Genomic DNA, 22,275 nt, shown 5'->3' with positions numbered 1-22,275 from the left:
GGGGCTGGGGCATGGGCGGGCCTGGGGGGGGCCGGCCGGCGCGGGGGCGCGCGCGCGCCGCGCGGGCCCGCCGCGGCTGACGGAGGGCTGCCGCCATGCGCAACCGCTTCGCACCGCTGTGGATCTGGCTGATGCTGTATCCGCTCGCGCTCGACTTCAAGAGCGTGGACGAGAACGGCACGCGGATCCTGCAGATCCTGCTGACGGTGCCCGCCGTCGGCGCGGCCGCGGCGCTGGCGCTGATCGCGCCGCGCTTCACCGGGCGCACCCAACTGAGCCGGCTGGCGATGGCGGCGCTGCTGCTGACGGTGCCGGGCAGCCTGGTGGCCCAGCTCGTGCAGGGCAACGACCTCGGCAACTACCTGCGCGTGCTGCTGCCGTTCCTGCTGCTGCTGCTCGGCTACCTGGCGGCGCGCCATCCGTGGCCGGAGGACCGGCTGGCGTACATCGAGGGCGTCATGTTCAACGCGGTGGCGGTGTCGCTGCTATTTACCTTCGCCTATGGCATGGCGGTCGGCGGCGGGCTGGAGAACGTGCGCTTTCGCATCGTCTCGCCGGCCTTCCTGGTGCTGCAGGGCGTGCTGCTGCATGAGTTCGTCATCGCGCGGCGGGTGACGAAGATGAACCTGCTGCTGTTCATCGTCAGCGTGGTGATCGAGATGCTGAGCGTGACGCGCAGCCTGCTGGTCGGCACGGCCCTGCTGTTCCTGTTCGCGACCTGGCTCAGCGCGCCGTCGATCCGGCACCTGATGCGCGCGGCGCTGCGCGCCACGGTCATCACGGCCACGCTCGCGGGCGGCACCGCGCTGATCGGCTCGGCGCTGTTCCCGAGCGTCGCCGCGCACTGGACGCAGCGCCTCGCCGCGGCCAAGGCGACCGAGTCCGGCATCGACCCGACCACCGCCACGCGCCTGGCCGAGCTCAAGGACCAGTACGACCAGGTCACGCAGAACAAGACCTCGCTGCTGGTCGGCAAGGGCTACGGGCACTACTACCGCTATTCGCCGGCCTACCTGCCGGCGCTCACAGGGCAGATGACCGAGAAGGAGTTCTACGCCATCAACGAATGGACGGCCGGGCACAACTTCTGGGTCTACCAGTTGTTCGCCGGCGGCCTGCTGTTCGGCATCGCCCTGCCGGCGATCGTGCTGTACGCGCTGTACCGCGGCAGCGTGGCCTACCGGCACTGGCGCCGCGTGGCGCCGGACGCGCCGTACCTGGCCGTGCTCGGGCGCGCGCTGCTGGTGCTGGCCTCGCTGCCGGCTGCCTCGATCGGCGGCAATCCGCTCGGGCCGCGCTTCTCGGGCCTGCTGTACGGCGTGGCGCTGGGCCTGCTGGTGGCCACGCATGCGCGCCTGCTGCGCGCCGAGGCCCGCGGCAGGCAGGAAGCGCCGGCTGCCGAGGCTGCCGGGCCGGTCGCGCCGGCGTGGCCGCCGCTGCCCGGCGGCGCCTACCCGCATCCGCTGCCGCTGCCGGCGCCGGCGGTGGTCGCGGCAGCCGCGGCGGACCCGGCCGCGCAGGTGCCGCGCCTGCGCCATCAACCGAGCGGGGCGTCCACATGAAGATCCTCCATGTACTGGCGTCGGTCGATCCGCGCGGCGGCGGTCCGGTGGAAAGCGTGCGCCAGGGCAGCGCCCAGCTGCTGGCGCTGGGCCACAAGGTCGAGGTGCTGTCGCTCGACGCGCCGGACGCGCCCGGCGTGGCCGGCTTCACGCTGCCGCTGCACGCGCTCGGGCCGGCGCGCGGCTTCTATCACTACTCGCCGCGGCTGGTGCCGTGGCTGCGCGCGCACGCGCGCGAGTTCGACGCGGTGATCGTCAACGGCCTGTGGCAATACCACGGCTTCGGGACCTGGCGCGCGCTGCGCAAGCTGGACGTGCCCTACTACGTCTACCCGCACGGCATGCTCGACCCGTGGTTCAAGCGCGCCTATCCGCTCAAGCACCTGAAGAAATGGCTGTACTGGCCGTGGGCGGAATACCGCGTGCTGCGCGACGCGCGGGCGGTGCTGTTTACCGCCGAGGAAGAGCGCCGCCTGGCCGCCCGGTCGTTCTGGCTGTACCGGGCGCGCGCGCGCGTGGTCAGCTTCGGCACGCAGGCACCGCCGCCGGAAGACGCGCCCGGCGTGCCGCCGCGCGAGCGCTTCCTGGCCGCGCATCCCGAGCTGCGCGGCAAGCGCATCGTGCTGTTCCTCGGCCGCATCCACGAGAAAAAAGGCTGCGACCTGCTGATCGAGGCGTTCGGCCGCGCCGCCGCGCGCTATCCCGACGCGCACCTGGTGATGGCCGGCCCCGACGGCGCGGGCTGGGGCGAACGGCTGCGCGCGCAGGCGGCGGCGGCCGGCATCGGCGCGCGCGTGAGCTGGCCCGGCATGCTCGACGGCCCGATGAAATGGGGCGCGTTCCGCGCCAGCGACGTGTTCGTGCTGCCTTCGCACCAGGAGAACTTCGGCATCGCGGTGGCCGAGGCGATGGCGTGCGGCGTGCCGGTGCTGATCTCCGACAAGGTGAACATCTGGCGCGAGGTCGAGGGCGACGGCGCCGGCCTGGCCGCGCCGGACACGGCGCAGGGCACGGAAGCGCTGCTGCGCTGCTGGTTCGCCCTGGGTGAGCGCGAGCGCGGCGCCATGCGCGCGTGCGCGCAGGCCAGCTTCGCGCGGCGCTTCTCGGTCGAGGGCATGGCCGGCGACCTGCTGCGCGTGCTGCAGGCCGAGCCGCCCGCGCACGAGCATGGCCGCAAGCCGGCGCAGGAGGCCGCGCGCGCGGTGCCGGTGCCGGGCTGGCGCGCCGGCGACGGCTGACGCCGGCGCGGAAGAACAGGCGAGGGGAGGCGAGGGCGGGCGCGCTTGGCCGCCGTTGGCGCAATGTTGGCGAACGCCGGCGAGCACGCCGTAGGAAGATGGATCGACAGCGAAGGGGTTGCCGCCGGGCCGCGCGTCCGGCGAGCGGGGAGCAGGCCATGTTCATCGACACAAGAAAACTGCAGGACGACACCGTCGTGCACAGCACCGTCTGCATCATCGGTGCCGGCGTGGCCGGCATCACGCTGGCGCTGGAGATGGACCGCCTGGGCATCGATGCCTGCCTGCTGGAAAGCGGCGGCTACAGCGCCGACGACGACACCCGCGACCTCTACCGCGGCGAGAACACCGGCCTGCCCTACGCCTTCGCCGACGGCTGCCGCAGCCGCTATCTCGGCGGCAGCAGCAACTGCTGGGGCGGCTGGTGCCGGCCGCTGGACCCGTGGGACCTGGAGCGGCGCAGCTGGGTCGCGCACAGCGGCTGGCCGTTCGGGCTCGACGAGCTCACGCCGTTCTACGAGCGCACCCACGCGCTGCTCAAGCTCGGGCCCAACAATTTCGACCCGGCCTACTGGGAGGCTTCCATCCGGCGCCACGACGTGCGGCGCCTGCCGCTCACCGGCGGGCACATCCGCGACACCATCTCGCAGTTCAGCCCGCCGGCGCGCTTCGGCAAGCTGTACCGCCCGCAACTGGAGAAGTCGCAGCGCGTCAAGGTCTACCTGTACGCCAACGTGGTCAACATCGACGCCAACGCGGATGCTTCGTCGGTCACGCGGGTGTCGGTGGCCACGCTCAGCGGGCGGCGCCTCAAGGTGGCGGCGCGGCTGTTCGTGCTGGCCACCGGCGGCATCGAGAACGCGCGCCTGCTGCTGGCCTCGAACGGCGTGCAGGCGGCCGGGCTGGGCAACGGCGCCGACCTCGTGGGGCGCTATTTCATGGACCATCCGCGCCTGATGTCCGGCAGCGTGCGCTTCAGCAGGGCGTGGGAGCGCAACAAGCTGTACGACATCAAATACCACTACCAGAACGCGGCGGTCAAAGCCCACGGCACGCACGTGTCCTCGCAGTTCGCGCTCAAGCCGGCGGTGCTGGAGCGCGAGGGGCTGCTCAATTCGCGCGTGTGGTTCTTCTCGCTGTTCTACGGCGAGGGCAGCCGCGGCGCGGAGGCGCTGATCCGCGCCAAGCAGGCGCTGCTGAAGAAGGAGCAGCCCGGGCGCAAGGTCAGCCGCGACCTGCTGACGATGGCCGCGCACCCGATCGACACCGTGGGCTTCGGGCTGACGCGGCTGCTGCAGCCGCGCTCGCTGATCACCGGCGTCAAGATGCAGGCCATCGTGGAAGCGGAGCCCGATCCGCACAGCCGCGTGACGCTGTGCGACCAGCGCGACCGGCTCGGCCTGCCGCGCGTGCGCGTGCACTGGCGCGTGGGCAGCCTGGTGCAGCGCACCTTCGACCGCACCTTCGCGCTGCTGGCCGACGAGCTGCAGCGCAGCGGCGTGGCGCAGGTCACGCTCGATCCGCCCACCGAGGGGCAGCCGTGGCCGGCCTCGCTCGAAGGGACGTGGCACCACATGGGCACCACGCGCATGCACGATTCGCCAAGATCGGGCGTGGTGGACCGCAACTGCCGCGTGCACGGCCTGGCCAACCTCTACGTGGCGGGCAGCTCGGTGTTCCCGACCGTGGGCGCGAACTTCCCCACCATCACCATCGCCGCGCTGTCGCTGCGGCTGGGCGAGCATATCGCGCGCGAGGTCGCCATGCCGGGCGCGACGTACAAGAGCGACGCGGAGGCGCCGCGCAAGGCACCCGCGGCCGTGCCGGAGGAGAGCCTGGCGCTCGCGGCGGCGGCCATCGCGCCGGCCGGGCCCGGGCTGATGCCGATGCCGAAGGAGTAGCCGGGCGTCACTTGACGCAGCGGCAGGTGACAGGCGTGACGGTGTTGCCAGCAATCACGAACGCAGCCGCGGCGGGCCGGCATTGGCGCAGATCTTGCGGCATGCGTGGCGCGGCGCCGGCCGGCGCCGCGCGCGGGCGGCCACGAGAGCGGCCACGAGAGCGGCCACGAGAGCGGCCACGAGAGCGGCCAGGAGAGCGGCCAGGAGAGCGGCCAGGATTGGCGGAGGGAACGACTATGTACGGCCAGCGACTGTCTCCGGACGTGAACTTGCTGCTGCGCGGCCTGCCGCGCGAAGACTGGGGCGCGCTCTCCGACTACGTCGAGCTGGTGCGCATGCGCCCGGGGCAGTTGCTCTGCGATACCGGCCAGCACACCAACCACGTCTACTTCCCGACCACCGCGGTGGTGTCGATGCTGTCCTTCCTCGAGGACGGCACCGCCATCGAGATCGCCACCGTGGGCAGCGAGGGCATGGTCGGCATCCCGGTGGTCACGGGCGGGCAGGCCATGCCGTTCCGCTTCGAGGTGCAGACCCCGGGCTACGGCTTCCGCCTGAGCTCGGTGCGGCTGCGGCAGGAACTGCTGCGCTCGCCGGCCACGCTGCGCGCGGCGCTGCTGTACGTGCAGGCGCTGATGACGCAGATCGCGCAGACCGCGGTGTGCAACCGCTACCACTCGCTGAGCCAGCAGGTGTGCCGCTGGCTGCTGCTGACCGCCGACCGCCTGTGCTCCAACGAGATCGCCATCACCCAGCAGGTGATCGCCGCGCGCCTGGGCGTGCGCCGCGAAGGGGTGACGGAGGCCGCCGGCAAGCTCGCCGACCTGGGCCTGATCCATTACAGCCGGGGCCACATCACGCTGATCGACCGGCGCCGGCTGGAGCTGCACGCCTGCGAATGCTATGGCCTGGTCACGCGCGAGTACGGGCGCCTGCTGTCCGGGCGGCCCGCCGAGCTGTGCCTGCTCGACGGCGGCGGCCGGGCACGGCCCGGCTCCGCCGGCGCGCATCCGTCGCATTCAGCCCATTCAGGGAGCTGCCTGTGAATACCTTCACCCAAGCCGGCCCCGCGCCGGCATTCCGGGCGCCGGCCGCGGCCGTGCGCCGCGGCATGGCCCGCGCATGGCACGACCATGCCGGGATGATCGCCGGCGCCACCGCCGGCGCGGCGCTGTGCGGCGCGATCTATGCGTGGTCGCTGCCCGCGGTCTACCAGGCCGACGTGCTGGTGCGGCCCGAGGCGCGGCCCGAGGCGGGCAAGGGAAGCGGCCCGGGCGGCCAGTCCGCCGCGCCGCCCGCCGGCGAGCTGCGCCCGGACGCGCTGACCAGCCGCGCGGTGCTCACGCCGGTGGTGCGCGAGTCCCGGCTCGACATCGTCGCGGCGCCGCGCGTGGTGCCGCTCATCGGGCCGCTGTGGGCGCGCTTCGCCGGCGCCGCCGACGGCGCGCCGCTGGCGCCGCCGGCGGGCCTGGACGCGCTGTCCGGTTATGCCTGGGGCGGCGAGCGCATCGACGTGCTGGCGCTGAACGTGCCCGAGGCCCTGCTCAACCAGCCGCTCACGCTGGTGGCGCTCGGCGACGGCGAGTTCCGCCTGGAGCGCGCCGACGGCGCCACGCTGCTCGCCGGCAAGGCCGGCGACGTGGTGCGCGGCGAAGGCGTGTCGATGAAGCTGGCGCGGCTGGACGCGCGCGCGGGCACGCGCTTCACGCTGACGCGGCGCGACCCGGTCACGGCCTACGACCTGCTGGTGCGCGGGCTCATGGTGGAAGCGCAGCCGGGCACGGCCGGCACGGTCGCGGGCACGGCCGGCGCCGCGCCGCAGGCGGTGCGCATCGCCTGGCGCGACGGCGATCCCGCGCGCGCCGCCGCCGTGGTCAACGCGGTGGCGCACTCGATCTCCGACACCGAGGTCGGCCAGCGGCGCGAGCAGGCCGACCAGCAGCTCGACTTCATCACCGGCGAGCTGCCGCGCGTGAAGGCGCAGCTCGAGCAGGCCGAGGCCGCGCTCGCGCGCTACCGCGCCCGCGCCGGCTCGATGCAGCCCACCGAGGAATCGAAGTCGTACCTGAGCGGCAGCATCGACTACCAGAAGCAGATCTCCGCGCTGCGCATCGAGCGCGCGCGCCTGCTGCGCAAGTACACCACCGAAAGCCAGGAAGTGCAGGCCGTCGACGACCAGCTCCAGCAGCTCGCCAGCGACCGCCGCAACCTGGAGACGCAGCGCAAGGGCCTGACCGAGGCCGAGCGCGAATCGGCCTCGCTGACGCGCGACGTGAAGGTGGCCGAGGACACCTACATGGCCCTGCGCCGCCAGGCGCAGGCGCTGGCGCTGGCGCAGTCCGACCGCACCAGCGACGTGCGGCTGGTGGACTTCGCCGTGGCCCCGGCGCTGCCGGTCGGCCCGCAGCGGGGCCTGCTGACCGCGCTGGCGGCCTTGCTGGGCCTGCTGGCCAGCGCCGCGCTGGCGGTCTACAAGGGGCGCGCGCGCCAGGGCATGGACAGCGCGCCGGAGATCGAGAGCACGCTGGCGCTGCCGATGGTGGGCGAGGTGGTGTTCAGCCCCGAGCAGGCCGAGCTCGAGCGCCGCAGCCAGGCGTCGCCGCGCTCGCTGATCGCGCCCACGCTGCTGGCCGGCGAGCGGGCCCAGGCCATGTGCCTGCCGTCGGGCGTGGACGGCGCGCGCGCGGCGCTGCGCGGCGCGGTCTCGCCGGCCACGATGCAGCCGGAGGCGGCCGGCGAGCCGCCGCCCGCGCTGCACGACCGCTACCTGCTGGCGCGGCAATACCCGCACGCGCCGGCTGTGGAAGGGCTGCGCACGCTGCGCGCGGCGCTGCATTTCGCCATGGAGGGCGCGGCCAACCACATCGTCGCCGTCACCAGCGCGTCGGCGGGCGCCGGCAAGACCTTCGGCGCGGTCAACCTGGCGGTGCTGGCAGCCGAGGCCGGCATGCGCGTGCTGCTGGTCGACGGCGACCTGCGCCGCGCCCGCGTGGCCGGACAGTTCGGGCTGGAGGGCATGCCGGGGCTGGCCGACCTGCTGTGCGGCACGCTGGCCCTGCACGATGCGATCCGGCCCACCGCGGTGCCCGGCCTGTGGCTGCTCGCCGCCGGCACGCGGCCGGTGAACCCGTCCGAGCTGCTGATGCTGCCGGCGCTGCGCGAGCTGCTGCTGACCTGCGACGCCGGCTTCGACCTGATCCTGGTGGATACGCCGCCGATCCTGGCGGTGGCGGACGCGGCGCTGGTGGGGCGCCTGGCCGGCTCCACGCTGCTGTTCGTGCGCGCCGACTGCACGCCGCAGGAGAAGGTGAGCGAGGCCCTCAAGCAGCTCGAGCGCGCGCGCGCCAACGTGATCGGCGGGGTGCTCAACGGCCTGCAGCTGCGCCGCAGCAACCGCGAGCGCTGCGGCGAGACCACCAGCTACCTGCGCGCCACGCCGCTCGAAGACCCCGGCACGCCCGGCTGGCGGATCTGCTGAGCGCCGCCTCGCCGGCGCCGCGCGCGAACCCGTGAGCCCTCGAACTCACTGTGTGCCGGGGTTCGCGCGGACCGCCTCGCGCCGCGCTCCGGCGGCCGCGTCCGTGCCCGCACGTGCGCGGGACGGCACGTTCCGCGCGTAGCACGATGAAATGTTTGTGACAACCCTCAATTGAGGCCTTCCGGCAGCCGTTATGCGGTGGAACAGTCCACGGCATTCATGGTGAAATGCATCGAATAAAGCCGGATAGCCGGTCAGTCGTCACCGGCCGTGGTCTTCGGCCCCGATGCGGGCAAGGAGGGGACAAATGAATCTGTTGAAAGCGCTCTGGTGGTGCCCGTTGTCCCTGATGGCGACGATCACCGTGCCCCTGCCCGATCCCGGTTTCGAGATGCAGGCCGCGCCCGCGGCCCCCGGCGACCACGTCGGCCCCGGCCAGCCGTGGCGCGCCGGGGTCGATACCGATGCCGGCGCCGCGCAGCGCCACCCGCGCGGGCAGGCCTGAGGCCGCCGCCGCGGGTTAAGGCAGGCTGCCCTCGCCCGCGGCATCCGCGGGCTTGCCGCCGGCGTGCGGCCGCGTCTGGCCGAGCAGGCCGGTGGAGGTGGCGTAGCTGAACAGGTCCATGTCGCCGCGCAGGCCCAGCTTGCGCATGGCCGACATCTTCTGCGTGCTGATGGTCTTGATGCTGCGGCCGAGGTTGGCCGCGATCTGGCTGACCGACATGCCGGTCAGGTACAGGCGGATGACGCTGATCTCGCGCGGGCTGAGCGCACCGAAGCGCACGCGCGGATCCACCTGCATGCCGGCGCTGTCCTGCAGCGCCTGGATGGTCGGCGACAGGTAGCGGCGCCCGACCAGCATCTGGCCCAGCGCGGTCGCGATATGCGACGCATCGTCGAGCTTGCTCACCACCGACAGCCGCTCGAACCGCGCCAGCTTGCCGATCTGGCCGGGGTTGTCCATCATCGTCACGACCAGGATCCAGAGCTCGGGATAGTGGCTGCGCACGAGTTCGAGCATGTGCATGCCGTCGCCGTGGGCACCCCCCGGCATGACGAAATCGGTCAGCAGGATGTCGCACGGACGCCGGCTCAGCACCGTGAGCAGTTCGGTGGAGTTGCGGGCGACGCCAGCGATCTCCACGCTGTCGAACTGTGCCAGCAGGCCGCGCAGGCCCAGCAGCATGACGGGATGGTCGTCGGCGATGACGATTAGGGTTTTGGAGGACATAGCATCGGCCTGCATGGGCTCATATCCGGGAAGACGGTGCGCGGGCACGCGGGGATCGTGGTGGGCACGGCGGCGCGGGGCGCCGGCAAGGACATCGGCTTCAGACTTTATCCCCGACGGCGCGGCGGCGGTTTGCGAAATTTCGGCAAATCGCCGTAGCTCGCGGCTTTCGCGGCGGGCGCGCCGGCTGCGCATGGCATGCCGCGGCGCCGTTTCGCATGGCGCGCCGCGTTTTTTCCGCCAACCCCCGCTGAAACTTCCGCATCGCGGCCGCGGGCGCGGCGGCCATGCGCCGGACGGCTCGCCGGGGCGCTGTCGGCCACCTTCCGGCCATCCCCCGGTCCCCGCCCGCGCGCCGTCGGGGAAGTGCATATTCCGCAGCGCCGCAACGCTTTTGGGAAATTTCCGACATTTTGTGCAGACAATTCCCGGCGCCCGTGGCGTAATTTCATAACATAATCCGCGCTTCACCCGCAAAATCACGGTAAGGCGCCGGAGGCGGGCGGAGCGTGAGCAGTCGGAGAATGAGCTGTCTTTGGGAATCTTGGGGAGAACGCGCGTGGCAACGATCCTGATCGTCGACGATCATCCGGCATTGCGCCTGGTGATCAAGACACAGTTGTCGCAAGTGCTGGGGGTCAGCAACATCCTGGAAGCGGACAATGGCCAGGCGGCCATCGAGGCCGTGCGGCAGTTCGAGCCCGACCTCGCCATCCTGGACCTGGACATCCCGCGCATCAGCGGCCTCGACGTGATTCCCCGGCTCAAGCTGCTGCACCCGCCGATCCGCATCCTCGTGATCTCCGGCCAGGACCAGGCCACCTTCGCGCCGCGCGCGCGGCAGGCCGGCGCGCAGGGCTTCGTGAGCAAGATGCAGGACATGAAGGAGATCGTGCGCTGCGTCGAGGCGGTGATGGCCGGCTACACCGTGTTCCCCGAGATGCGCCACGAGCGCGACCTGCCGCCGGTGTCGCAGCGCGCCGACGAGGAGCGGCTCATGCTGCTGTCGGACAAGGAGATCGTGATCCTGCAGATGCTCGTGCGCGGCCTGTCCAACAAGGCCATCGGCGAGCTGCTGTTCATCAGCAACAAGACGGTGAGCAGCCACAAGACCCGCATCATGGGCAAGCTGCAGGTCAACTCGCTGGTGGACCTGGTCGACTTCGCGCGGCGCTGCCGGCTCTCGCCGGGGCAGTGACGCCATGACCGCGCGGCGGCGCGGCGGCGCCGGCCTCTAGTCAGTCTTCGGGCCGTTCCTCGGCCATCTCCGCCGCGGTCTTGCCCGCCGCCACCTCCGCCACTTCCACCGCCTGCGCGCCGGCGCCGAGATAACCGCGCAGCGTGCGCTCCAGCACCGCCAGCCCGACCGGCTTGACGATCACCGCGTTCATGCCCGCGGCCAGCGCGCGCCGGTGGTCCTCGGCCTGGCCGCTGGCGGTGCAGCCGATGATCGGGACCCGGCTGGCGGCGTCGTGCCGCGCGCGCACCGCGCTGGCCAGGCCGAAGCCGTCCATCACCGGCATCATGCAGTCGCAGATCACCAGGTCCGGCGACTCCCGCAGGATCGCCTGCAGGCCCAGCGCGCCGTCTTCCGCCGTGCACGAGGCAATGCCGAGCCGCTGCAGCTGGCGCACCAGCAGCAGGCGGTTGGGCGCGTGGTCGTCCACCACCAGGACGCGCCGGCCCGGCGGGAACGGCGCGAAGCCGCCGCGCGGCCCGGGCGGGGCCGCCAGCGCCGGCGCCGCGGCGCACACCGGCAGCTCCAGCCGCACCCGGATCCGCGTGCCCTGGCCGGGCTCGCTCTCCAGCGTGACCTGCCCGCCCATCTTGCGCACCAGGTTGTGCGAGATCGACAGGCCCAGCCCGGTGCCGCCGATGTTGGGGCGGCCGGCGGACTCCACCTGGGCGAACGGGCGGAACAGCTTGCCGATGGCCTCGGCCGGGATGCCGATGCCGCTGTCCTCGATGACGATCTCCAGCGCCTGCCGCGCTTCGCGCACGGCCTCGCCATGCAGGCGGATGCGCACGCCGCCGCGCTCGGTGAAGCGGATCGCGTTGGAGACGAAATTGCCGATGACCTGGCGGATGCGCAGCATGTCCACCATGTGCGCGGGCGCGACTGCCGCGTCCGCGTCCAGCGTCAGCGCCAGCCCTTTCTGCGACGCCACCGGGCGGAACATGCGCGCCACCTCCTGCAGGCCGTCGCGCAGGCTCGCCGCGCGCGGCTGCAGCGTGAACTGCCCGGCTTCCATCTTGGACAGGTCGAGGATGTCGTCGAGCAGCGACAGCAGCGAGGTCGCGGCGCTGTGCGCGGTGCCGAGCTGCTCGCGGTCGTGCTCGCCGCGGCGGCGCGTGAGCATCAGTTCCAGCATGCCGAGGATGGCGTTCATCGGCGTGCGGATCTCATGGCTGATCGAGGCCAGGAAGGTGGACTTGGCGCGGTTCGCGGCCTCCGCGCGGTCCTTGGCGCCGGCCAGCTCGGCCAGCATCTGCTCGCGCTCGGTCACGTCGATCCAGCCGCCCACGATGCCGGCGGTGCCGCCGTCGGCGCGGCGCAGCTGCGTCACCCAGCTGGTGACGCTGCGCGCCACGCCGTCGACCATCAGGCGGCGGTCCGCGGCGAAGGGCTGGCCGGTGTCCAGCACGCGCCGGTAGATGTCCATCTGCTCCTGCGAGCCGATATCGGGCTTGATCACGGCGCGCGCATAGGCCGGCGCGGTGCCGCGCAGCACTTCGCGCGAGGTGCCGAGCGCCGCCTCGTAGGCGCGGTTGCAGGTGATCATGCGCAGCGCGCTGTCGCGCAGGAAGATCGGCTGCGGGATGCCGTCCAGCACCGTGGCCTGGAACGCGAGCTGGTCCAGCAGGGCGTGCTCGGCCGCGCTGCGCTGCGTGACCTGGCGCCGCAGCGACGTCACCCAGCCCAGGAACAGCGCGCTCACCACCAGCGGCACGGCCGCGCCGGCGATCAGCCACGGCAGCAGCTGGCGCCAGGCCAGCACCGGCACGCCGGCCTGGGTCCATTGCGCGCGCATGGCGCCGAGGTCGTCGCGCGAGATGCTGAGCAGGGCCTTGTTGAGGATGGCCAGCAGCTCCGGGTGCTGCCGGGTCACGCCGAGGCCGACCTCGAGCGGCATGCCGCCCGTCGCCGCGGCGATGCGCAGCCGGCCCGCGTAGGCGCGCTTGAGCATGTAGTCGGCCATGAAGGCGCTGGCGATGGTGGCGTCCGCCTTGCCCGCGGCCACCATGCGGAACGCTTCCTCGTAGGTGCCGGTCTCGCGCCGGCTGACCGGGTAGCTGGCGCCCACCAGTTCCTGGATGCCGTTGAACGGCGGTCCCGCGACGACCTTGCCGGCGAGGTCGGCCACGCTGTGGATGCTGTCGTCGCCGGCCTGCGCGACCACCACCCAGTTGCCCGAGTAGTACGGCGCGCTCACCGGCAGGCTGCCGGTGCCGGCGTCCGGATGGTTGATCGGCAGGATCGGCACGACGTCCAGCGCGCCGCTGTCGAGGTCGGCGCTGGCCGTCGCCGCGGTGGCCGGCCAGTACGGCACGAAACGCAGTCCGGTGCGCTGCCCGACCAGTTGCAGCACCTGCTCGGTCAGCCCTTCGAGCTGCTGGCCGGCGCCGATGAACTGGAACGGCACGAGATCGCGCGAAGCCAGGTAGCGCACGTCGCGGTGGCGCGCCAGCCAGGCGCTTTCCGCGGCGGACAGGTTGAGCTTGTCGGCGAGGTGGAATTCGAGCGAGCCGGGCACCCAGGCATTGTCGATCTGGCGCTGCAGCGCCGCCGGCAGGCCGGCCAGCGCGCGCTCGACGAGGCTGCCCAGGGCGGGGTCGGCGACGGCGAAGCGCACGCCCTCCGGGGTGATCGGCGCGAAGTTGCGCGCGGTCAGTTCGCCGTAGCTGTACTGGTCGATCAGGTAGCTGGCCGCGGCGGCGCTGGTGACCATCACGAAGTCCGCCTTGCGCACCAGTTCGTCGAGCGCGCCTAGCAGGTTGTCGAACGCGCGCAGCGGCGCGTCCGGGTAGGCCTGCTCCAGCGCGGCGGGCGAGACCTCGCCGCGCAGGTAGCCGATGGCGCGCGTCGCCTCGTTGTGGCGGCTGTCGCGGCGCGAGATGACCTCGACCAGGCGGTGCGCGCGGTAGGGCGCGGTGCGCAGGCCGCCGGGCTGGCCGTCCAGCACGGTGGTGACGAGGTCGACCGCGCCCTGGTCGAGCGCGCGCCGCGCGGCCTGCGGCGACGGGTAGCGCATGACGCGCAGCGGCACGCCCATGCGCGCGGCGAGCACGGCGAGATAGTCGGCCGAGATCCCGCGGTATTCCCCTTCCAGGTCGACCAGGTCGAACGGCGGCAGGTAGTTGCCCGCCACGCCGACCCGCAGGCCGGCGCCGGCGCGGCGCCAGGCGGCCAGCGCCGGGCTGTCCGGCAGCGGCGCCGCCCACTGCGCGCCGCCCGCGGCCGGCGAGGGCGCCAGGCGAAGCTGCAGGCTGAAGGGGGCGGCGGGCGGCATGGCGGTGGCCGGGGCCGGATCCGCCTGCGCGGGCAGGCACAGCGCCAGCAGCGACGCCGCGAGGCAGCGGGCCAGGCGGCGCGGCTGCCACGTGGCCGGCAGATGCGTTCCCCGAGGCGGCAGACTATTGGCGGAGCATGGGGGAAAACAGCGGCACATAAGGCATTTCTCGTCAAAGGCAGGGGGGCCGGCAGGAACTGGGTGAGCTGCCGGGGCCTGGAGGAGGCCGCTGGATCGGGGGCGGCAATTGTGACAAATGTAAAGGCCGCCTTGGGCAGTTGCGTTGCGAAATATCCGAAATAGATGTCGGCCCTTTCCGGTGCTGGGGTACGCCATTGCCTAGGACGCGCGGCCTGGGAAGGGCAGGTGCTTTCCCCGTGCCTCGGCTCCGGCGCCGGCCTCGTTCCGGCGGGCCGTTGGCGAAAATGGCTTGCGTTGTGGCGCTTTGCGCGGTGACGGAGGAATCGGAAGCGGTCCGAGGACGGTGCTTTCGGCGGTATGCCGTGGCGATGTTTTGCGGCATTCCGATATTCGGAAATTCGAATGAAAAATCAAATTCACCTGTCACGGAATTGACATGGGAGATGCGACAAGCATTTCGAATATCAGATGTAAATATTGGTTATTGGGTAATTCCCGGCCATTGCACATAATTCCCAGCAACCGGTGGACGGCCTTCGCCGCGCGCGTGCCCGCGGGCCGCCTGCGGCCAACGGCCAGAGCACGAAGAGACGAGCGGGCGGAAGCACGAAAGGGCGGAAAGACCCGCGCGTCCCGGCACCGGACCCACCACAAACGCCACGCAGGAGGGGAGCCCGTGGACCGATTCGCGCGCCGCACCGAATTCAAGTCGCTGACCGTGCAGGACCTGCTCGAAGCGCGGGACCGCTATCACGTCCACATCGCCAACCTGCCGCACGTGGTGGGCACCGCGGTGGGCCGCTACCGCATCCGCAAGGACGACGACAACGCCAGCGATCCGCGGCTGAGCCACCGCCCGCCGGGCGCGGGCGCCCCGCCCAGGACGCTCGAGAACAGCGTCATCCGGGACTGGTCGTGGCCCGCGGTGCTGGTGTTCGTGGATACGTGGGTCGGGCTCGACACGCTCAGCCGGCATCCGGAGGCCATCGTCCCGCCCCGGCTGTACCTGCCGGACGGGCGCGTGGTGCCCACCTGCGTGGTGCTGGCCTCGCGGCGGCAGGCCGACCTGTCCGCCGGCGCCGGCCTGTCCTTTCCGACCGGTCTCGTCGGCGGCGGTTATCCGATCTTCCGCGACGCGCAGGGCACCACCCTGCGCGGCACCATCGGCGGCATCGTGTCCGACGGCGCGTATTCCTACGCGCTGACCAGCAGCCACGTGGCCGGCGATGCCGGCGAGCGCCTCTACACCTACGACCGCGGCGGCAAGCGCCAGCTCGGCACCGCCGAGGGCCGCATGGCGGGCAAGTACCCGCTGTCCGACCTCTATCCCGGCTTCGCGGGCGTGCAGACGCTGGTCACGCTGGATGCCGGGCTGGTGCTGATCGACGACATCCAGTCGTGGACCTGCCAGGTGCTCGGCGTCGGGCGCATCGGGGCGCCGCTCGACATCAACGCCAACACGCTCAGCCTCGACATCATCGGCTGCCCGGTGTTCGCCCGTGCGGCCGGCGCGGACAAGGGCGGCGCGCGCGGCGAGATACAGGGGCTGTTCTTCCGTTATGCCACGCTCGGCGGCACGGACCACGTGGCCGAGCTGCTGATCGGGCCGCGGGCCGGCGCCGCCTCGGTGGACACGCGCCCGGGCGATTCCGGCAGCCTGTGGTTCTGGGACGAAGCCGCGGACGCGCTGGCGCTCGGCGACGGCAAGGCCGGGGAGGAGGGACCGGGCGCGGAGGACGGGCAGGGCGGGAACGCGCGCACGCGGGCATACCGCCCGGTCGGCATCCAGTGGGGCGGGCAGGGCTTCTTCGGTGCCGGCGCGCAGCCGGTGGAGTTCGCGCTGGCCAGCACGCTGAGCGCGGTATGCCGCCAGCTCGACGTCGAGATCGTGCGCGACTGGAACGTCGGGCACAGCCAGTACTGGGGCAAGGTCGGCCACTACAAGATCGGCTACGCGGCCTGCTTCATGGCCGGCGCGCCGGAGCTGGCCACGCTGCTCGCCGCGAACGCGCAGCGCATCTCGGTGAGCGACGAGGACGTCAGCGCCGGCAACCTGCCCGGCGCGAGCGACCGCACCGCCTTCGTCGCGCTGGCCGACGTGCCGGACCTGGTGTGGCGCTACACGCGCAAGATGGACGAGGCCAACCACTTCGCGGACATGGACCAGCCCGGCGAGGGCGAATTCGCCGGGCAGACGCTGCTCGCGCTGTGGGCGGCGGACAAGACCTCGCGCACGGCGCAGGCCTGGACCCGCTTCTACGATGCCCTGGCGCCGTCCCCGGCCGACAAGCACCGCGGGGCGCTGCCGTTCCGCGTCAGGCAGCTCTACGAGGCGATGGTCGGCTTCGCCGGCGACGGCGACGTGGCGGGCTACGTCGCCGTCGCCGGCGTGCTGGCCCACTACATCGGCGACGGCTGCCAGCCGCTGCACGTCTCCGAGCTGCACCACGGGCATCCGGGCCACCCGGAGGAGGAAAAGGTCCATTCGGTCTACGAGACCGCGATGCTGGACGCGAACGCGCCCGACCTGGTCGCGCGCATGGCGCGGCAGGCCAGGGGCAAGCGCGTGAAGAAGCGCTTCACCGGCGGCGACGCCGCGGCCGACGCCGTGGTCCAGCTCATGCGGCGCACGATCGCCGCGCTGCCGCCCGAGACGGTGGTGGACTGCTACCTCAGGAACAAGGGGCGCGGCCAGCTCGACGCCATGTGGGCGGAACTCGGCGAGGCGACGATCGCCCGGATGGTCGACGGCGCGCTGACGCTGGCGACCGTCTGGGAGTCCGCGTGGGAGGAGGGCGGCGGCGGGAAGATCGCCAAGTCGCGCCTCAAGGCCGTTCCCAAGGACACGCTAATGCGCCTCTACAACGACCGCGGCTTTGTCGAGTCGCGGTGGCTCAAGGACATGTAGCGCCCGCTTCGCCTCTCCTCGCTTCCCCTCGCTTCCCCTCACCCGGGCGCCCGCCCGGGCGCCTCCCTTCCCTCCCGCATCGCTTCCCCCGCCTCCCCGGTCCGCCGGACCGCCGGACCGCGCCGAAGACGCGCCGTCCCGGCCCGTTCGCGCGCCGCTTTCGGCGCGATAGGTCCGTGCTATGGCGTGTCGATAGTAATTTGCAATCGCCGTATTTGTGACGATAAATTGTACAAATAAAGACCGTCCCCCCAGAATCGGGTCTTCGCTGCAACACGCGGCCATCCACCCCCAAGCCACCCAGGAGCCCTACCCATGCTGCAATCCCGTGAAGGTCAACGCGTCCCCAACGTCTCGTTCCGCGTCCGCGAAAACAATGAATGGAAGACGGTGACCACCGCTGACCTGTTCGAGGGCAAGACCATCGCCCTGTTCTCGCTGCCCGGCGCGTTCACCCCGACCTGTTCGTCGACCCACCTGCCGCGCTACAACGAGCTGGCCCCGGTCTTCGCCAGGCACGGCGTGGACGCGATCCTGTGCGTCTCGGTCAACGACACCTTCGTGATGAACGAATGGGCCAAGGACCAGGAATCGGAAAACATCGTCATGATCCCCGACGGCAACGGCGAGTTCACCGAAGGCATGGGCATGCTGGTCGACAAGACCGACCTCGGCTTCGGCAAGCGCAGCTGGCGCTATTCGATGCTGGTCAAGGACGGCGTGGTCGAGAAGATGTTCATCGAGCCGGAAGAGCCGGGCGACCCGTTCAAGGTCTCGGACGCCGACACCATGCTGGGCTACATCGCCCCGGACGCCAGGAAGCCCGACCAGGTCGTGGTCTTCTCCAAGGTGGGCTGCTCGTTCTGCGCCAAGGCCAAGCAGATGCTGTCCGACAACGGCTACGAGTACATCGACGTGCCGCTCGAGCACAAGGTCCGCGGCAAGGTGCTGGGCGCCGTGTCCGGCAACATGACCGCGCCGCAGATCTTCATCAACGGCAGCCTGGTCGGCGGCGCCGAGGCGCTCGAGGCCTACCTCGCGCGCTGAGCGCGCCGGGCGTCCGCGCACGCCCCACGTTTCCAGTTTGACGCTTCACCGCCGCAAGGGCGCGGCACGCCGAGTGCCGCGCCCCCAGTCGGCGGACCCGATGGCGGCACCGGCTGCCGCCATCGGGTCCGCTGATTGAAGCAGACTCCACCAGGAAAGACATCGTCATGACCACCACGCAGAGCGAGCAGACCGTGCAGACCATCCACACCGACGTGGCCGTGATCGGCGCCGGCACCGCCGGCCTGGCCGCGTACCGCGCCGCGCGCGCCGCCGGCAAGCGCGCCGTCATCATCGAAGGCGGCCCCTACGGCACCACCTGTGCCCGCGTGGGCTGCATGCCCTCCAAGCTGCTGATCGCGGCGGCCGAGGCCGCGCACGAGCTGCGCCACACCGCGCCGTTCGGCGTGCACGTGGACGGCGCCATCCGCGTCGACGGCCGCGAGGTGATGGACCGCGTCAAGCGCGAGCGCGACCGCTTCGTCGGCTTCGTGGTGCGCAGCGTGGACGGCATCCCCGCCGAGGACAAGATCCGCGGCTACGCCCGCTTCATCGACAACACCGTGCTGGCGGTGGACGGCCACACCACGGTGCGCGCCAGCCGCGTGGTGATCGCCACCGGCTCCAGCCCGATGGTGCCGCCGCCGCTCAAGGCGTTCGGCGACCGCCTGGTGGTCAACGACGACGTGTTCGCGTGGGACGACCTGCCGCGCCGCGTGGCGGTGTTCGGTCCCGGCGTGATCGGCCTCGAGCTGGGCCAGGCCCTGTCGCGCCTGGGTGTGCACGTGCGCGTGTTCGGCCTGCGCGGCGGCGTCGGCCCGCTCACCGATCCGGCCATCAAGGCCAACGCCGTGGCCAGCTTCAGCCAGGAGTTCTACATCGATCCCGATGCGGCGCTGGGCGAGATGCGGCGCGACGGCGACGAGGTGGTGATCAGCTTCACCGACCTCGACGGCAACCCGGTCACGGAGCGCTTCGACTACGCGCTGGCCGCCACCGGCCGCGTGCCCAACGTGCGCAACCTGGGGCTGGAGAACAGCGGCCTCGAGCTCGACTGGCGCGGCGTGCCGGTGTTCGACCCGGCCACGCTGCAATGTGGCACGGCGCCGGTGTTCATCGCCGGCGACGCCAACGACGTGCTGCCGCTGCTGCACGAAGCGGCCGATGAAGGCAAGGCCGCCGGCGAGAACGCCGCCGCCTATCCCGCGGTGCGCCCGCTGGCGCGCCGCGCGCCGATCGGCGTGGTGTTCTCCGACCCGCAGATCGCGATGGTGGGCCAGCGCCACGCGGACCTCGCGCCGGACAGCTTCGTCACCGGCGAGGTCAGCTTCGAGGACCAGGGCCGCAGCCGCGTGATGCTGAAGAACCGCGGGCTGATGCACGTCTATGCCGACAAGCGCAGCGGGCGCTTCCTCGGCGCCGAATGGACCGGCCCGCGCGCCGAGAACATCGCGCACCTGCTGGCCTGGGCTTACCAGCAGGCGCTCACCGTGGAGCAGATGCTGGCCATGCCGTACTACCACCCGGTGGTGGAAGAGGGCCTGCGCACCGCGCTGCGCGACGCGGCGGCGAAGCTCGCCGCCTAGCCGGCCGCCGCCGATGTCTGCCTCCCGCTGCCCGCCGCCCGATGCCCGCCGCGCGGGTTTGCCGGTGCCCGCCCGCGTGGCCGGGGCGGCGCGCCGGCCACGCGGGCACGCGCTCACTTCGGCGCCGTTTTCCCGCGCGCGCCCGGCGCGGCATCGCATGGCGCGAGCGCCCTTCACATTCCTTGACGCGCGTGTCCGTTCCAGAGTAGGCGGGCCGCCGGCGAAGCCGCCGCGCGGCAGTTGCCCGTTTTGTGGGCAGTCCGATGGGGTCCGCCTGCCAGCGCCGTTTGCGGAGCTTGTCGACAGTGTTATCCACACAAAGTGTGGATAACAGGGAGCGGCCGGGCGCCGGGCGAAAGTCGGAATATGTGAAATCTTAAGGAATTGTCAATAGCGGCAGCCGGCATCGGTACTCGATGCCGGCAACCGGTGCCCGCGGTCAGGGCAGGCAGGCCAGCCGCATCGGCAGCTCGCCGCCCGCGTAGACGGCGCGGATCTCGTGCGTGCCGGGCGGCACGTCGAACGGCCGGGTCAGGGTGCCGGTGGTGATCACGGCGCCGCGGCGCAAGGTGATGCCGCGCTCGGCCGCATGCGCCAGCAGCGCCTGCAATGCTTCGAGCGGATAGATGGCGTCGTCGCCGGCCAGCGGCAGCGCGCGCACCTCGCCGTCGAGCGTCACGCTGGCGCTGGCGCGCACGTCCTCCATGCGCTCGGCGTCGATGCGCGGGCCCAGCACCAGCGCGTGGAAGCCCACGTTGTCGCCGGCAAAGGCCGGCATGCCGACCGCGCCGCGGTCCTCGTAGCGCGACAGCACGACCTCGAAGGCGACCTGCGCGCTGTCGACGAGCGCCGCCAGCGTGGCCGGCGCGAGCGCTTCCGCCTGCGGCGGCACGTCGCGCGCGAGCCGTACCGCGATCTCGAATTCGATGGTGGCCACGGCGCCCGCGGGAACCGTCACGGTGCCGCCCGCGTCCAGGCAGCGCGAGGCGCCGACCTGGCCCGCCAGCGGGCGCGACAGCCCCGCGCGCCGCATGGCGCTGGCGCTGCCCACGCCCAGCTTCCAGCCCGCCACCGGATCGCCGAGGGCGGCGATGAAGCGGTCCTGCACGTCATAGCCCTCGGCCAGCGTGGCGGGCTTGGCCGCGGCGGGCAGGTCGCGCATTTGCGCACCGCGCTGGCAGGCATCGGCCAGCAGTGCGGCTGCCGCGCCGGGATTGAAGTTCGCGCTCACAGAGTCTTCCTGTCGTTGATGTCGTTTGATGTGGTCGATGTCGTTGCGTTGCGCTCCCGCCGGCGCGGGCCGCGCGCTCAGAGGCGGTGCCGCTCCGAGGTGCGCGCCACGATCGACGCCCCCGCGATCAGCTCCTTGAGCAGGGCCTGCGAGGCCAGCCCGCTGGTGCGGTAGGGATCGAGCTCGCCGTGCGCGGAGTATTTCAGGATGGTCGCCATGTTGACCTTGCCCGTGTTGACCAGGCCCATCGCCCAGCCGGCGAACTCGCGCGCGAGGATCTCCTCGTAGTGCAGCAGCACCACGTCCTCATGGCGCGCGTCGCGCGCGATCAGCCGATACAGGCGCGAGACCTCGTTGCGTCCGCCTTCGAGCGCCTGCATGAAGATGCCGTTGCCGTAGCACAGCACGCCGGTGATGCCGTGCTTCGGGTTGTTGGCGACGCTGGTGGCGACGATGTCGTCGACCAGCGCGGGATAGGCCGGCTGGCATGCGCGGCTGGCATAGAGCAGGCGTACGAGCATGATGTCTCCCGTGGTGTCGGTGGTCGGGTCGGTGGCGCGCGCGGCCCGGGCTAGTCCCGGTGCCGGCCCAGCAGGGTCAGGAACTCGCGGCGCAGGCTGTCGTCCTTGAGGAAGGAGCCGCGCATCACGCTGTTGGTCATCTTGGCGTCGGTGTCGCGCACGCCGCGCCAGTGCATGCAGAAGTGCTCGGCCTCCATGACGATGGCCAGCCCGTCCGGGCTCATCTTCTCCTGCAGCAGGTCGGCCACCTGGGTCACGGCCTCCTCCTGGATCTGCGGGCGGCACATGATCCATTCGGCCAGGCGCGCGTACTTCGACAGCCCGATCAGGTTCGAATGCTGGTTGGGCATGACGCCCACCCACAGCTTGCCGATGATCGGGCACAGGTGGTGCGAGCACGCGCTGCGCACGCGCAGCGGGCCCACGATCATCAGCTCGTTGATGCGCTCGGCGTTGGGGAACTCGGTGACGTTGGGCTGGCTGACGTAGCGCCCCGCGAAGATTTCCTTCAGGTACATCTTGGCCACGCGGCGCGCGGTCTCGCGCGTGTTGTGGTCGCTCTCGGTGTCGATCACGAGGCTGCGCAGCACGTCTTCCATGCGCGACTGCACTTCCTCCTGCAGCGCGTCGAGCTCGCCCGGCTCGATGTACGCCGCGATGTTGTCGTTGGCGTGGAAGCGTTCGCGCGCCGCCTGCAGGCGCGACCGTATGCGGGACGACACGCTGTCTGCCGCCTCGTCGCGTTGCGGCGGAGATGCCTGGTGGTCGGATTCCATATCGTGCGGTGGTGATCGAAGGTGAAGGACGGGCGCCGCGCGGTCTCGCGCGGCGCCGGCAAGGCCATATCCTACGCCTGTCTCTTCTCCACATCTCCGAGCCCACGAGACCTTACCGCACATCTGGGGGGGGGGGGGTTGGGT

The 22,275-nt window shown here is 71.8% G+C and carries 15 protein-coding genes; 10 read left to right on the top strand and 5 right to left on the bottom strand.

Annotated features, from left to right (window positions below; translation table 11 throughout):
- The first annotated feature begins 95 nt into the window (after positions 1-95).
- The 6 genes from AC3WXD_RS13565 (at position 96) to AC3WXD_RS13540 (ending at position 8,684) form a co-directional block, all read left to right on the top strand.
- A complete protein-coding gene (locus tag AC3WXD_RS13565) occupies positions 96-1,562 on the top strand; it encodes a hypothetical protein (protein WP_059413848.1) in 1,467 nt (488 codons plus the stop codon).
- Entirely contained in the window at positions 1,559-2,800 is a 1,242-nt protein-coding gene (locus AC3WXD_RS13560) for a glycosyltransferase (RefSeq protein ID WP_059413844.1), read from the top strand. The genes AC3WXD_RS13565 and AC3WXD_RS13560 overlap by 4 nt, the downstream gene beginning before the upstream one ends.
- Before the next feature lie 158 nt (positions 2,801-2,958).
- On the top strand, positions 2,959-4,701 hold the full coding sequence (locus tag AC3WXD_RS13555; RefSeq protein WP_020204084.1) for an FAD-dependent oxidoreductase: 1,743 nt from the start codon (positions 2,959-2,961) through the stop codon (positions 4,699-4,701).
- A 236-nt stretch (positions 4,702-4,937) separates the two neighbouring features.
- A complete protein-coding gene (locus AC3WXD_RS13550) occupies positions 4,938-5,747 on the top strand; it encodes a Crp/Fnr family transcriptional regulator (RefSeq protein WP_020204083.1) in 810 nt (269 codons plus the stop codon).
- Positions 5,744-8,179, top strand: coding sequence for a polysaccharide biosynthesis tyrosine autokinase (locus tag AC3WXD_RS13545; protein WP_059413841.1), 2,436 nt, complete (start codon positions 5,744-5,746; stop codon positions 8,177-8,179). Before AC3WXD_RS13550 ends, AC3WXD_RS13545 begins: the two co-directional genes overlap by 4 nt.
- Positions 8,180-8,486: 307 nt before the next feature.
- Positions 8,487-8,684, top strand: a complete 198-nt coding sequence (locus AC3WXD_RS13540) for a hypothetical protein (RefSeq protein ID WP_156173951.1) — start codon at positions 8,487-8,489, stop codon at positions 8,682-8,684.
- Between the two features lie 15 nt (positions 8,685-8,699).
- Here the strand turns inward: AC3WXD_RS13540 and AC3WXD_RS13535 are convergent, their stop codons facing one another.
- The gene (locus AC3WXD_RS13535) at positions 8,700-9,410 is read right to left on the bottom strand and encodes a response regulator (RefSeq protein WP_043366914.1); all 711 of its coding nucleotides are present in this window, start codon (positions 9,408-9,410) and stop codon (positions 8,700-8,702) included.
- Positions 9,411-9,969: 559 nt separating this feature from the next.
- Between AC3WXD_RS13535 and AC3WXD_RS13530 the strand changes: the two genes are divergently transcribed.
- Positions 9,970-10,608 (top strand): response regulator transcription factor, encoded by a 639-nt coding sequence (locus AC3WXD_RS13530; RefSeq protein ID WP_020204079.1) that lies wholly within the window; start codon positions 9,970-9,972, stop codon positions 10,606-10,608.
- A gap of 40 nt (positions 10,609-10,648) precedes the next feature.
- On the opposite strand, the gene AC3WXD_RS13525 is transcribed toward AC3WXD_RS13530, so the two are convergent.
- Positions 10,649-13,921: an ATP-binding protein gene (locus tag AC3WXD_RS13525; RefSeq protein ID WP_492323933.1), complete on the bottom strand. Its 3,273-nt coding sequence runs from the start codon at positions 13,919-13,921 to the stop codon at positions 10,649-10,651.
- An 817-nt stretch (positions 13,922-14,738) separates the two neighbouring features.
- Between AC3WXD_RS13525 and AC3WXD_RS13520 the strand changes: the two genes are divergently transcribed.
- The 3 genes from AC3WXD_RS13520 to AC3WXD_RS13510 all read left to right on the top strand — a co-directional run bounded on the left by AC3WXD_RS13520 (position 14,739) and on the right by AC3WXD_RS13510 (position 19,603).
- Positions 14,739-16,970: a phospholipase C/P1 nuclease family protein gene (locus AC3WXD_RS13520; protein ID WP_492323932.1), complete on the top strand. Its 2,232-nt coding sequence runs from the start codon at positions 14,739-14,741 to the stop codon at positions 16,968-16,970.
- Between the two features lie 315 nt (positions 16,971-17,285).
- Entirely contained in the window at positions 17,286-18,017 is a 732-nt protein-coding gene (locus tag AC3WXD_RS13515; RefSeq protein WP_492323931.1) for a glutathione peroxidase, read from the top strand.
- Positions 18,018-18,211: 194 nt separating this feature from the next.
- Positions 18,212-19,603 carry a dihydrolipoyl dehydrogenase gene (locus tag AC3WXD_RS13510; RefSeq protein ID WP_492324014.1) on the top strand — a complete coding sequence of 464 codons (1,392 nt, stop codon included), beginning with the start codon at positions 18,212-18,214 and terminating at the stop codon, positions 19,601-19,603.
- Between the two features lie 439 nt (positions 19,604-20,042).
- Here AC3WXD_RS13510 and AC3WXD_RS13505 read toward each other — a convergent pair whose 3' ends face one another.
- The 3 genes from AC3WXD_RS13505 to folE form a co-directional block, all read right to left on the bottom strand.
- Complete coding sequence (locus tag AC3WXD_RS13505; protein WP_492323930.1) at positions 20,043-20,834, bottom strand: fumarylacetoacetate hydrolase family protein; 792 nt, start codon at positions 20,832-20,834, stop codon at positions 20,043-20,045.
- Between the two features lie 77 nt (positions 20,835-20,911).
- Positions 20,912-21,355, bottom strand: a complete 444-nt coding sequence (locus AC3WXD_RS13500; RefSeq protein ID WP_020204073.1) for a BLUF domain-containing protein — start codon at positions 21,353-21,355, stop codon at positions 20,912-20,914.
- Between the two features lie 50 nt (positions 21,356-21,405).
- Positions 21,406-22,131, bottom strand: a complete 726-nt coding sequence (gene folE / locus AC3WXD_RS13495; protein WP_020204072.1) for a GTP cyclohydrolase I — start codon at positions 22,129-22,131, stop codon at positions 21,406-21,408.
- Between the last annotated feature and the right edge of the window lie 144 nt (positions 22,132-22,275).

Source organism: Cupriavidus sp. FW216-B1 (genome assembly GCF_058789195.1).
This window is presented reverse-complemented; position numbering and strand designations above follow the sequence as displayed.